This window comes from Wenyingzhuangia heitensis, assembly GCF_011762155.1.
Lineage (GTDB): Bacteria > Bacteroidota > Bacteroidia > Flavobacteriales > Flavobacteriaceae > Wenyingzhuangia > Wenyingzhuangia heitensis.
Genome location: NZ_JAASQL010000001.1, coordinates 961,129 through 974,764, shown reverse-complemented (window position 1 = coordinate 974,764; position 13,636 = coordinate 961,129). Strand labels below are relative to the sequence as shown.

Here is a 13,636-nt window from a genome sequence, read left to right as displayed (position 1 = left end):
CAGAAACCAATGTCTGCAAATAAATCATACAAAACAACTTGTTCTTACTGTGGAGTCGGTTGTGGAATTATAGTTAATAAAGATAATAACGGAACTTTAAAAGTTACAGGAGACACAGAACATCCTGTAAACAAAGGAATGCTTTGTTCTAAAGGGATGAATCTCCATTATGTTGCACAAGACACTACCGATCGTATTTTATATCCTGAAATGAAATGGAGTAAAAATCATCCATTAAAAAGAGTTTCTTGGGATACCGCTTTTGAAAGAGCTGCTGCGGTTTTTAAATCCATTATTAAAAAACACGGACCAGACAGTGTTGGTTTTTACGTATCTGGACAATGTTTAACCGAAGAATACTACTTAGTTAACAAACTAACCAAAGGTTTTATAGGAACCAACAATATAGATACCAACTCTAGGTTATGTATGAGTTCTGCAGTAGTGGGATATAAAAAAGCACTAGGTGAAGATTCTGTTCCTATTGCCTATGCTGATATTGAATTGGCCGATACTTTTTTAATTACAGGAGCAAATCCTGCTTGGTGCCACCCAATTTTATACAGAAGATTAGAAGCTCATAAAGAAGCCAATCCAGATACTAAGTTTATTGTGGTAGACCCACGTAAAACACAAACTGCTGCTATTGCAGATTTACATTTGCAAATTCAACAAGGAACCGATGTTATTTTAAACAATGCCATTGTTCGTGAATTGATTGAAACAGATAAAATTGATTTGGATTTTATTTTAAATCACACCAATAATTTTGAAGATGTAAAAAAACAAGTCTTTGAAACCTCTTTAGAAGAAGCTGCTAAAATTTGTGATATTCCTGCTGATGAAATTAAATTAGCTGCCAAATACATAGGAAATTCCAAAGGATTGATAAGCATGTGGACTATGGGACTAAACCAAAGTATTATTGGAGTAGATAAAAATGTATCGTTATTAAATATTTCTTTGGTAACCGGACAAATTGGTAAACCTGGTTCTGGACCTTTTTCTTTAACAGGACAACCTAATGCAATGGGAGGTCGTGAAGTTGGAGGAATGGCAAACTTGTTAGCTGTACACAAAGACTTAAACAATCCAGAACACAGAAAAGAAGTTTCAGATTTTTGGGGAAGCAATCCCATCAACCCAAAACCGGGTTACACAGCTACCAAAATGTTTGATGCCTTAGACAAAGGAGATTTAAAAGCTATTTGGATTATTTGCACCAACCCTGTGGTAAGTTTACCCAATTCTAACAAAATAGAAAGAGCTCTAAAAAAAGCTAAATTTGTAGTAGTTCAAGATATTTCTCACAACGCAGAAACTACCAAATTTGCCGATTTGTTATTACCCGCTGCGGGTTGGTTAGAAAAAGAGGGAACCATGTCTAATTCCGAACGTAGAATTTCTTACCTAGAAAAAGGAATTGAACCTCCAGCAGAAGCTTTACCAGATGCTGAAATTTTATGGAGATTTGCACAAGCGATGAACTACAGAGGTTTTGATTATAATAACACCGAAGAAGTTTATCAGGAATACTGTAGGATGACCAAAGGAACTAATATTGATATTTCTGGTTTATCTTATCAAAAATTAAAAGAATTAGGAACGGTACAATGGCCATTTCCAAACGAAGACAGCCAAGGAACTTCACGATTATTTACAGATAAAAAGTTTTATACTCCAGATGGAAAAGCAAACTTTAATGTTCCTCAACACATTTACAATCAATCGGAACAACCCACAGAAGAGTTTCCGTTAATTTTAAATACTGGTAGAATTCGTGACCAATGGCACACACGTACCAAAACAGGAAAAGTAAAACGTTTGCTAACCCATATTGATGGTCCTTATGTAGAAATACATCCAGACGATGCAAAAGAAAGAAATATAGAAGAGGGAACCATTGTGGTTGTTAAAAATAACAGAGGAACTACTAGAGTAAAAGCTGTTATTAATAAAGATATTAGAAAAGGAGCTATTTTTATGCCAATGCATTTTGGTAAAATATCTGACAATGATTTTGGTAGAGCCAATAATTTAACCAATGAATTAATTGATCCTATATCTAGCGAACCCGATTTTAAACACGCTGTTGCACAAGTAACAAAGTTTAAAAAAGAAAAACAAAAAATATGTTTAATTGGTGCTGGTTCTGCATCGTATAGATTTATACAAACCTACAGAGAACACAATACAGAAGATGAATTGGATGTATTCTCTTTAGAACCCTATCCATTTTACAACAGAGTAATGTTACCCGAATACATTAACGAAGAAATGACTTGGGAACAATTACAAAAAATAAAACAAGGTGAATTAGAAAAATTAAAAGTTTCGCTTCACGCAAACTGTAGCATTACCAAAATAAATAGAGAAGCAAAAACCATTGTAGATAGCAACGGAAAAACACACGCTTATGATATTTTAATTATGGCTACAGGAAGTAGAGCTTTTGTTCCTAAAGATTTTAGACTAGACATGCCTGGTGCTTTTACCATGCGTACCAAAAAAGATGCTGACGATTTAAAATCTCATTTGGCAAAAACAGGATTGCCAGAAAAAGAACAACACGTAACTATTGTAGGTGGAGGTCTGTTAGGATTAGAACTAGCTGCATCGCTTTCTAAAATTAACATTCAGTCCAGTATTATACAACGTGCCAACAGACTAATGGAACGTCAATTAGATTTAATATCTAGTAGATTATTAGGGCAAGATGTTGCCGAAAGAGGAATCCAAGTTCATTACAATAACGAAGTAGATACTGTTTTTGAAACTGAAAAAGAAACCGAATTAGAAGTTCGTTTAAAAACAGGAAAAATAATAAAAACCAATGCAATTGTATATGCTATTGGTACCATTCCGAATGTTGAATTAGGTAGAGCTATTAAATTAAATTGTGGTAGAGGTGTAGAAGTTAATCAACATTTACAATCTAGTGATCCTGCTATTTTTGCTTTAGGAGAAATTGCACAATACAACGGATGGCTTTTTGGAATTACCTCTGCCGCAGAACAACAAGCAGATATTGCTGCTAAATTTATTTTAGGAGATTTAGGAAGTGTTTATGATGGTTCTGTATTGATGAATATCCTAAAATTTGAAAACCTAGACCTGTGTAGCATTGGTAACATAGAAGTTCCTAAAGGAGACAAATCTTACGAACAAATTATTTTAACCGATGAACGCAAACGCTATTATAAAAAATGTGTGGTAAAAGACGATATTTTGGTAGGTGCCGTTTTAATGGGAGATAAAAAAGAATTTGCAGAGTTTAAAGCTTTGATAGAAGATCGAGTAGAACTGTCTGACAAACGTGACGAATTATTACGTGGTAGCGGTGGCGGAGAACCCGTTATAGGAAAATTAGTTTGTTCTTGTAGTCAAGTTGGAGATGGAAACTTAAAACAAAAAATTGCAGGTGGTTGTACAGACTTTGCTGAGCTTTGTAAAACCACAGGTGCTGGTTTGGGTTGCGGAAGTTGTAAACCCGAAGTTAGAGATATTTTAAAAGAGGAATTAATGACTATTAATGCTTAACAAGATGGTAGAAACATTAAAAAGAATATTTATAAAAGGAGGAGTTATATCACCTAACGAATTAAAACAAGTAATTCAGTTAGCAAAAGCACTCAACTTAAAAACTATTAGTTTTGGATCTAGGCAAGATATTTTACTACCTGTTCAGCAAAATCAAGAACATTTATTAAAAACCTATTTCCCACAGTTTAAACAAGATATAGAAGAGAGTCTTAAGTTTCAAAACATTGTCTCCTCTTATGTTTGTGCTGATGTATTTCCACAAACATCTTGGTTAAGTGCCACTACTTATTTGTATTTACACGAAGAATTTAAATACAATCCTTCTTTAAAAATAAACATTGTAGATCCACAACAAAATTTAGTTCCTATTTACAACGGACAATTAAATTTTATTGCTTCTAAAAATGAAGATTACTGGTATTTAAACTTAAATTTACCTGGCTGGGACAAACACACATCTTACCCTGTTTTAGTCTACACATGGAACATTTCTAAAGTAGCAAAAGCGGTAGAAGAAGAATATCAAAACTTTGATAACATTCAAGATTTATACAACCGTGTAAACGAATTGGTAGACTCTAACAACAAAGTAATTTCAGAACCTTTGTCTATTCCTTTTAGACCGTTCCCTTATTATGAAGGAATGAATAAGATGGGGATTAATCAATATTGGCTAGGACTGTATTGGAGAAACAACAAATACGACATTCAATTTTTAGAAGAATTTTGTGATTTTTGTATGGATTATAAAATTAGTAGAATTTGTATTACTCCTTGGAAATCTTTTATTGTAAAAGGGATTGAAAAGGAATACAAATTTATGCTAGAAAAGTTTTTAGGTCAAAGAGGTATTAACGTTCGTCACTCCTCTTTAGAATTAAACTGGCATTTACCTGTAAACGATTCAGAAGCCTTAAAATTAAAACGTTTTATTGTAAAATCTTTTGATCAGAATGATATTAGTACTTATGGATTAACCATTGGCTATCATGAAAGAAGTGAATCTCCTAGATATTTTACTTCTATGATTATAGAAAAAAATCCATCACCTAAAATAGCAAATGAGTTTGAAACCATTAATTCTTACAATGTTTTATACTGTAAAAACTTTGACCCTAACACAGGAGAATATATTCAGTATGCACAAAATGTAGAAGAAATTGAACTACCTGGTTTGTTAATGAAACTGAGTCAATTGTATTTTGATCAACTAGACACAAGTGCAGAAAATGTAGCAAAACCAAAAGAAAACAAAGATACAGGACTTTCCAAACATCAAATTCATCAATGTAAAAACTGTATGACAGTTTATGACGAAACTATTGGAGACGAAGAAGCGAACATAAAAGCAGGAACTTCTTTTAACGAATTGCCTGCAGACTATGTTTGTAGTTTATGCGAGGCTCCTAAAAAAGAATTTATAGAAGCAATGCTTTAAAAGAATAAACCCTAATTTTAGTCTCTTATTTTTAGAGTATATGGACAATAATTATATGGTAAGCATAACAGAAGCAATTGAGCTGGTACACACACACACACATGTGAGTGCACCTACTCGTAAATTGCTCTTAAATGCTTTAGATTTATTTTTAGCAAAAGATGTTTTTTCTCCTATAAACATGCCACCGTTTAACCAATCTGCTATGGATGGTTATGCGGTTTTATATGATGACAATCATCAGAATAATTTTATTTTGGTAGATGAAATTAAAGCAGGAGACAACAATAACAGAACCTTACAAGCTGGTCAGGCGGTAAGAATTTTTACTGGAGCCCCTACTCCAACCAATGCCAATGCGGTTATTATGCAAGAAAACACATCGGTAAAAAATAATATTTTGCTAATTGATGATGTTTTAACTCCAAACAAAAACATTCGTTTAACAGGAGAACAAATCAAACAGAACGAAACAGCTCTTAGAAAAGGAGAAAAATTAAACCCTGCAGCTATAGGATTTTTAGCCACTTTGGGAATTACAACGGTTGATATTTACAAAAAGCCAACTTTTACCATTGTAGTAACTGGAAACGAATTAGCTGAGGCTGGAACCTCCTTAGAATTTGGACAAATTTATGAGAGCAATGCCATTATGCTACAAGCTGCTTTGTTAAAAAAAGGAATTGATAACATTACCATTTTAAAAGTAAAAGACAATTATAACGCAACCAAAGACAGTTTACAAAAAGCCATTCTACAAAGTGATTTTGTATTAATCTCTGGAGGTATATCTGTAGGTGATTATGATTTTGTTGGAAAAGCTCTTTTAGAACTAAACACCCAACAACATTTTTATAAAATCAAACAAAAACCAGGTAAGCCTTTATTTTACGGAACAAACGGAAACGCCAACATTTTTGCATTACCAGGCAACCCTGCATCGGCACTTACTTGTTATTATATTTATATAGAAACTGCTTTGCAAAAGTTTATAGGAAACCCCAATTACAAAAAACAAACAGTACGCTTAACACTACAAAACGAATACATCAAAAAAGGAATTAGAGGAGAGTTTTTAAAAGCAAAAGTTACAGGAAAAGAAGTAGAAATTTTAGGAAGCCAAAGTTCTGCCATGCTTAATACTTTTGCCAATGCTAACGCTTTAATTTACTTAGAAGAAGGTGTAGGAACCATTTCTAAAAACCAAATTGTGACCACATATATTATTGATTAAAACTAAATTGTTATGCAAAAAAACATTACAGGAATAATTCTAGCAGGAGGAAAAAGCTCACGAATGGGTACCGATAAAGGAACTTTATTACTTAATGACATAACATTTACTCAACATATCATCAATAACTTAAGACCTATTGTTGATGAAATTATTATTGTTAGCAATCAAGAAAGTTACGACCAATTCGGAGTCAAAAGAATTTCGGACAACGTACAAGACTACGGTCCTGTTGCAGCGGTTTACACAGGACTAAAAGAAAGCAAAACGGATTATAGCCTTATTATAAGTTGCGATGCTCCCAAAGTAGATATTGATGTTTTTAAACCTTTACTAGAACACAGAAATAATAAATACGATATTGTTCAATACATTTGCAACTCTAGAACAACTCCTTTAACAGCTCTATACAATAGAAAATGTTTAGGAATTTTTAAACTAGCTTTAAAAAATAAAATTCAGAAGTTACGTTTTGTTATAAAACAGTTAGATGATAAAACACTTGTAACTCCTGATCATATTAAAGATAAAATTGTAAATATAAACACACCTAAAGACTTAGAGAGACACAATATATGCTAGTAACTATTAAATATTTTGGAATGTTGGTAGAGTCTACCAAACTCACCCAAGAAACCATTAACATTTCTACAGACACAACTACTATTCAAGATTTAGAAAACATAGTTTTGGTTAAATATCCTACGTTACAAAACAGCACCTACAACATTGCCCAAAATCAGAAAATTGCAGACAAAAAACAACGTTTAAACAACGGAGATGAACTTGCTTTTTTACCTCCATTTGCAGGAGGTTGATTATATTTGTGACTCATCTTTAAATTTAGCTAAAGGATTATGAAGAAAAAAAATGTATTTATAAAAGGAGCTATCACTCCAGATTTTATTGCAAATTCAATAGCAAAACACCAAACCAAAACCACCATTGGTGCTCATGATATTTTTTTAGGACAAGTAAGAGCCGATGAAATTGATGGAAAAACTGTGACTGCAATAGAATACACTGCTTATGAAGAAATGGCCAATACTAAATTTGACGAAATTAGAGAAGCTACTTTTGACAAATTCGATTTAACCTGCATGCACATTTACCACAGTTTAGGTGCCGTAAAAGCAGGAGAAATTTGTTTGTTTGTTTTTGTATCGTCACCAAGAAGAAAACAAGCAATTAAAGCTATGGAACATTTAGTAGAAGTTATAAAAGCAGAAAGCCCTATTTTTGGCAAAGAAATTTTTGAAGACGAGACACATCAGTGGAAAGTAAACAACTAGTTGTTTATTTGTTTTTTGTTTAATCGATTAGGTGTTAAATATGCATAAATTTTCCTTTGAAAAATTAATTGTTTGGCAAGATTCTAAAGAATTGGTCAAAGAGATTTACAAGATCACTAACGATTTTCCTAAATCTGAAACTTATGGATTATCATCTCAACTAAGAAGAGCATCTATTTCAGTATCATCTAATTTGGCAGAAGGAAGCTCAAGAAAAACGAACAAAGACAAAGCTAATTTTTCCACAATAGCCTATAGTTCTTTAATTGAAGTTTTAAATCAAATTATCATAGCGTATGAATTAGATTATATCACTATTCAGAAGTATGAAAATATAAGAGCTCTTATAGAAATGATCTCTAATAAAATTAATGCATTACGTAAAACTCAACTAAACAACTAAACCATTCCACGAATACACACAAAGAATATGGTAGACATTACACACAAAAACAATACTCTTAGAACCGCTACAGCGCAAGCAATTGTAAAAGTTAGCAAACAAGAAACCATAGATGCCCTTAACAACAAAACGGTTCCTAAAGGAGATGTTTTTGAAATGAGTAGAGCTGCGGGATTGTTGGGAATTAAACAAACTCCGTATTTATTACCTGACTGCCATCCGTTACCTATTGAATTTACAGGAGTAGAATACAACATAAATGGTTTGGAAATCACCATTTTAATGACGGTTAAAACTATTTACAAAACAGGGGTTGAAGTTGAAGCTATGCATGGAGCAAGTGTTATTGCTTTAAACATGTATGATATGTTAAAACCTATTGACAAAAATGTGGAAATAGGAAGCATTAAATTGTTAGAAAAAAGAGGAGGCAAATCTACATTTCACAAAAAAAACGGAGCTGGTTTAAAAGCCTCTGTTATTGTGTGTTCTGATACTATTTCTGCAGGGACTAAAGAAGACAAGGCTGGAAAAGCAATTATAAAAAAACTAAAGGAATGCGAAGTGAGTATTGGTGAATACACTATTATTCCTGATGAAAAAGAAATCATTCAAGACAAAGCGATTACCAACAGTCAAAAAGATTTTGACTTGATTATATATACCGGAGGAACAGGGTTGTCTAAAAGAGATGTGACTCCAGAAGCGTTACTTCCTTTGCTAGAAAGAAGAATTCCAGGAATAGAAGAGGCCATTAGAAGTTACGGACAAGAAAGAACCCCCTATGCAATGTTATCTAGAAGTGTAGCAGGTGTAATTAACAACACATTGGTGATTGCATTACCAGGGTCTACCAAAGGAGCAGAAGAATCTATGGAAGCTATTTTTCCAGCTATTTTACATATCTATGGAGTATTAAAAGGAGAAAGACATTAATTTCAATAGGGATTAAATCAATAAAGCTCATCAACAAAAAATAAAAAAGCGTATCAATACAAAAAGCAACATATTAGTCGATAAGTTTGAAAGAGAACACACCTACTTGCGTATTTCTATTACAGAAAGATGCAATTTTAGATGTACTTATTGTATGCCTGCACAAGGAATACAATTATCTCCAAAAAGTCATATTATGACCTATGATGAAATTTATACGGTTGCTAAAAAGTTTGTAGATCTTGGAGTAACTAAAATAAGAATTACAGGTGGAGAGCCTTTGGTTAGAAAAGATGTTGAAATTGTTTTAAAAAAATTAGCCACCTTACCTGTAGAATTATCTATAACAACCAACGGAGTTTTAATTGACAAATATATAGCCATTTTTAAGGAATGTAATCTTCAAAAAATAAACATTAGTATTGATTCTTTAAATCCTACTAAATTTAATTCTATCACTAGAAGAAAAGATTTTGAAAAGGTAATGAACAACATTCAACTATTTACCAATGATCCTTTTTTTAAAGTAAAACTGAATTGTGTTTTGATGAAGGAAACCAATGATGATGAAATTATTGATTTTATTGAATACACTCGTTACAACAACTTAAACTTACGTTTTATTGAGTTTATGCCTTTTGATGGAAACAAATGGAATTTAGACAAATTAGTTTCTTTAGAAACAATTACTCAAATGGCAACAAACCATTTTGGAAATGATCATATTATCAAACTCCAAGATGCCCCAAACGACACCTCTAAAAACTACCAAATAAAAGGAGCAACGGGTAGCTTTGCCGTAATCAGTACCGTTACCAATCCGTTTTGTGACAGCTGTAATAGAATTAGACTAACCGCCAACGGAATGCTTAAAAACTGTTTGTTTTCTGGAGGCGAAACTAACTTATTAGAAACCTTAAGAGCTGGTGGCAGTATAGAAAAACCTATAAATATTGCCGTACAATCTAAAAAGAAAGTACGTGGAGGAATGGATACACAAGACAAATTCACATCAGACAACCTACGACTAAACAACCGTAGTATGATTGCTATTGGCGGATAGATAATCTAAATTACTTTTCTGTTTTAACATTCCTTTTTTATACATTTATCAAAAACAATTTAAATGAATTCAATTGGTCATTTTTTAGATATTAATTTACTCTCTATAGGAGAACATACTATAAAAATCTACAATCTTTTACTGGTAGCTCTCATTTTTATCTTTACCAAAATTATTCTTTGGGTTGTTTCTAAACTTATAAAAAAAAGAAACACATTAAACGACAACCACTCTAACACCTACGCAATGGTGCAAATAAGTGCCTACTTTTTTTGGACACTCTCTATTGTGTTTATGTTAGAAAGTTTAAGTATTGATGTAAAATTAATTCTAGCAGGTTCAGCAGCCCTATTAGTAGGTATTGGTTTAGGGTTGCAACAAACGTTTAATGATTTTATTTCTGGATTAATTTTATTATTTGAAGGAACTACTAGAGTTGGCGATATTTTAGAAGTAGATGGAGATATTGTTAGGATTCAAGAAATTGGACTAAGAACTTCTAAAGCCATCAATCGTTTTGATATTTCTGTAATTATTCCAAACTCTTTAATTACCACAAACAAAGTAATCAACTGGAGTCATCACGAAACCAAAACATTATTTACAGTAAAAGTTGGAGTAGCTTATGGCTCCGATATAGACTTAGTGATTAAAACCTTAAAAGACTGTGCCAATCAACATACAGAAATTATAAAGGAGCAAGAGACAGATGTTCGTTTTTCAGATTTTGGAGCTTCTTCTTTAGATTTTACTCTGTTATTTTATACAAGAAATATATTTGCAGCCGAAAGAATAAAAAGCGAAATTAGAATAAACATTGCCAAAGCATTTAAAGAAAACAACATTACAGTTCCTTTTAACCAATTGGATCTTCACGTTATAAAAGAAGCCTAATGAGAAATACTTTTTTAAACAGCACTTCTTTAATTAATTACTCTAAAGAAATTTACAACTGTGATCCTATCACAAATATTGATGATATTCACTTTAACAGTAAAGACAAGTCTATTTTTTGGTTAAACACCTATGGAACCTACCATACTAAAGAGTTTAAACAGATTATTTCTTCTACAGCTTTAGATGATTTTTTGTTAAAATTAATTAGCAATGACAAACATCCTAACAAAGTTTTAGAATTAGACAATGTTATTTTTGTAGCTATTAAAGTGTTAAAAACCGAAACCGAAAACTTTGATACAGAACAAATGTTTTTTATCCTAACTCCACATTATTTATGGAGTATTCAGGAGCAAAAAGGAGATTATTTTGAATGGATTAGAGAGCGAATCAGAGAAAACAAAGGAATTGTTAGATCTAAAAAAACAGATTATTTATTATTTTTAATTTTAGAATCTATCATCGACAATTATGAAGACACTTATGATGATATTTCTGATTCTATGACTATATTAAATGAAACCAGTGATGTAAAACCAACTCCTGAGTTTACGCAAAATGTAGAAAAAGAAAAGAATACTATTATTACTTTTAAAAGAGCGGCAAACAGTTTAAGAGATATTATTACCAAACTAGAAAAAACAGAACAACAAAAAGTAAATAAAAAATTCTATAGCGAATTAAACACACAGGTCAATAACTTAATCAACACCATAGATTTTGATTTACAAGAGTTAGAGAGTAAAATCAATATGATTTTTAGTATTCAAGGACACAGACTAAATGAAGTTATGAAAACCTTGACTATTTTTTCTGTGATTTTTATTCCCCTAACTTTTTTAGCAGGTATTTATGGAATGAATTTTAAAAACATTCCTGAACTAGACACAGAATACGGATATTTTATTTTGTTAGGTGTTATGCTAATTGTAACCTTAGTATCTATTTATTTATTTAAAAAGAAAAAGTGGTTTTAGAATTGTGCTAAAATCACTTGACAGACTCTATCTAACTGTTTTTCTGTTAAAGAAGAACCACTAGGCAAACACAATCCTCTATTAAACAAATCATCACTAATTCCGTTACTGTAAAAAGAAGCTGTGTTGTAAATTGTTTGTTGATGCATGGGTTTCCATAAAGATCTACTCTCTATATTTTCAACCTCCAAAGCAAGTCTTACTTTTTCTTTTAAAATATTAGATTCAAACAAAACACACGTTAGCCAATAATTACTTTCAGTATTGTTTTCAGGTTCTAAAAAAGTAATGCTTATTTCTTTTAAAGCTTCTTTATAATATAAGTAATTCTGTTTTCTAATTTCTAAAAATTTGGGTAACACATCTAATTGAGCCAAACCAATAGCTGCTAAAACATTGCTCAATCTATAGTTATATCCAATAAAATTATGTTGATAATCTGGAGTATTTTCTTTTGCTTGACTCGCTAAATATTTTGCTTTGTCTATATATTTTTTGTTATTAGACACCAACATCCCTCCACCAGACGTAGTTATAATTTTATTTCCATTAAAAGAATACACACCAACATCTCCAAAAGTACCCACACTTTTTTTATCACAAGTAGCTCCCAAAGCAGAAGCTGCATCTTCTAAAATCAACAAGTCATATTTTTTTACAATAGCTAAAATTTCTTTTAATTTTGCAGGAGTTCCATAACCGTGAACCAACACCATTGCCTTAGGCTTATCTCCTTTTTTAATTTCCTCTTTAATGGCTTTTTCTAACAAAACAGGACATACATTCCAAGTATCTACCTCAGCATCTACAAAAACAGGAGTAGCTCCTAAATAGGTAATGGGGTTTACAGAAGCTACAAATGTAAATGTGGGGCACAAAACCTTATCTCCTTTAGAAATTCCTAAAACCTGCAAACCTAAATGAATAGCAGACGTTGCAGAGTTTAATGCTACGGCATAAGTAGAATTTACAGAGTCTAACAATTTCTCTTCAAACAAATCTAGCATAGGCCCCAAAGGAGCAATCCAATTACTTGTAATAACGTCTTGTATTAATTTTTGCTCATTTCCTCTTAAATCTGGAGGAGATAGGTATATTTTTTCTTTCAACGACTAGGTTTTTAGCTAAGGTAGTAAAAAAGCAAATGTGATAATAAACACAGTTGTATTTAAAACCCATGTTCATCAATTTCTCAATTATTATAATTAATTTTCGCTCTTTAAATTTTAAACTAAAAAAATGGCTACAGAAAATACAACTTTAATGCAATCGGCAAGAAAATCTTTAGAAAATAATTGGGGGATTGCCATTATTACTTTTCTTATTTATACAATTATTATATCTGTTGGTTCTTATGCGGCTATTGTTATTGCAGGACCTTTTGCCTTAGGACTTGCCTTATTTTCTTTAAACATAAGTAGAGGCAAAGAACTTAAAATAGAACAAATTTTTCAGGGGTTTAATAGATTTGTTGATGGATTAATTGCCTATCTATTAATTTTACTAAATGTGTTCTTGTGGGCATTACTATTTATAATTCCTGGAATCATCAAAGCTTTTTCGTATGCTATGACCTATTTTATTATGATAGACGAACCTGAATTAAGTCCGCAGCAAGCCATGAAAAAAAGTCAAGAAATGATGGATGGCTATAAAATGAAATACTTTAGACTTACTCTACGTTTTATGGGATGGTCTTTATTATGTATCTTAACTTTGGGTATTGGTTTTCTTTGGTTAGTTCCCTACATGTACGTTACCAATGCTAAATTTTATGAAGATTTAAAAACAGATCCGTTACAAGAAATAGGAATTGAAGTGAACAATTAATTCCATAACAACTAAAACAAAAA

Annotated in this window: 13 protein-coding genes; 12 read left to right on the top strand and 1 reads right to left on the bottom strand. The window is 31.8% G+C overall.

Translation table 11 applies throughout. From position 1 onward, the window contains the following. The first annotated feature begins 9 nt into the window (after positions 1-9). The 11 genes from FHR24_RS04130 to FHR24_RS04080 all read left to right on the top strand — a co-directional run bounded on the left by FHR24_RS04130 (position 10) and on the right by FHR24_RS04080 (position 11,783). Complete coding sequence (locus FHR24_RS04130) at positions 10-3,540, top strand: nitrate reductase (RefSeq protein ID WP_167184254.1); 3,531 nt, start codon at positions 10-12, stop codon at positions 3,538-3,540. A gap of 4 nt (positions 3,541-3,544) precedes the next feature. Continuing rightward, complete coding sequence (locus FHR24_RS04125) at positions 3,545-4,981, top strand: rubredoxin (protein WP_167184251.1); 1,437 nt, start codon at positions 3,545-3,547, stop codon at positions 4,979-4,981. Positions 4,982-5,021: 40 nt separating this feature from the next. Continuing rightward, positions 5,022-6,215, top strand: coding sequence for a molybdopterin molybdotransferase MoeA (locus FHR24_RS04120; protein WP_167184248.1), 1,194 nt, complete (start codon positions 5,022-5,024; stop codon positions 6,213-6,215). A gap of 12 nt (positions 6,216-6,227) precedes the next feature. After that, complete coding sequence (gene mobA / locus FHR24_RS04115; RefSeq protein ID WP_167184245.1) at positions 6,228-6,797, top strand: molybdenum cofactor guanylyltransferase; 570 nt, start codon at positions 6,228-6,230, stop codon at positions 6,795-6,797. Then, on the top strand, positions 6,791-7,033 hold the full coding sequence (locus FHR24_RS04110) for a MoaD/ThiS family protein (protein ID WP_167184242.1): 243 nt from the start codon (positions 6,791-6,793) through the stop codon (positions 7,031-7,033). The genes mobA and FHR24_RS04110 overlap by 7 nt, the downstream gene beginning before the upstream one ends. 39 nt (positions 7,034-7,072) lie before the next feature. Next, complete coding sequence (locus FHR24_RS04105; RefSeq protein WP_167184240.1) at positions 7,073-7,507, top strand: molybdenum cofactor biosynthesis protein MoaE; 435 nt, start codon at positions 7,073-7,075, stop codon at positions 7,505-7,507. Between the two features lie 40 nt (positions 7,508-7,547). Then, positions 7,548-7,910, top strand: coding sequence for a four helix bundle protein (locus FHR24_RS04100; protein WP_167184237.1), 363 nt, complete (start codon positions 7,548-7,550; stop codon positions 7,908-7,910). A 27-nt stretch (positions 7,911-7,937) separates the two neighbouring features. After that, positions 7,938-8,846 carry a bifunctional molybdenum cofactor biosynthesis protein MoaC/MoaB gene (moaCB, locus tag FHR24_RS04095; protein WP_167184235.1) on the top strand — a complete coding sequence of 303 codons (909 nt, stop codon included), beginning with the start codon at positions 7,938-7,940 and terminating at the stop codon, positions 8,844-8,846. Positions 8,847-8,898: 52 nt separating this feature from the next. Further along, complete coding sequence (gene moaA, locus FHR24_RS04090) at positions 8,899-9,909, top strand: GTP 3',8-cyclase MoaA (protein ID WP_167186914.1); 1,011 nt, start codon at positions 8,899-8,901, stop codon at positions 9,907-9,909. Between the two features lie 63 nt (positions 9,910-9,972). Beyond that, on the top strand, positions 9,973-10,803 hold the full coding sequence (locus tag FHR24_RS04085) for a mechanosensitive ion channel family protein (protein WP_167184233.1): 831 nt from the start codon (positions 9,973-9,975) through the stop codon (positions 10,801-10,803). Then, entirely contained in the window at positions 10,803-11,783 is a 981-nt protein-coding gene (locus FHR24_RS04080; protein ID WP_167184231.1) for a magnesium and cobalt transport protein CorA, read from the top strand. The genes FHR24_RS04085 and FHR24_RS04080 overlap by 1 nt, the downstream gene beginning before the upstream one ends. Here FHR24_RS04080 and FHR24_RS04075 read toward each other — a convergent pair. After that, the gene (locus FHR24_RS04075; protein WP_167184229.1) at positions 11,780-12,892 is read right to left on the bottom strand and encodes a DegT/DnrJ/EryC1/StrS family aminotransferase; all 1,113 of its coding nucleotides are present in this window, start codon (positions 12,890-12,892) and stop codon (positions 11,780-11,782) included. The genes FHR24_RS04080 and FHR24_RS04075 overlap by 4 nt on opposite strands. 130 nt (positions 12,893-13,022) lie before the next feature. Here FHR24_RS04075 and FHR24_RS04070 point away from each other — a divergent pair, with 130 nt between their 5' ends. Then, positions 13,023-13,613: a DUF975 family protein gene (locus tag FHR24_RS04070; RefSeq protein ID WP_167184227.1), complete on the top strand. Its 591-nt coding sequence runs from the start codon at positions 13,023-13,025 to the stop codon at positions 13,611-13,613. The last annotated feature ends 23 nt before the right edge of the window (positions 13,614-13,636 follow it).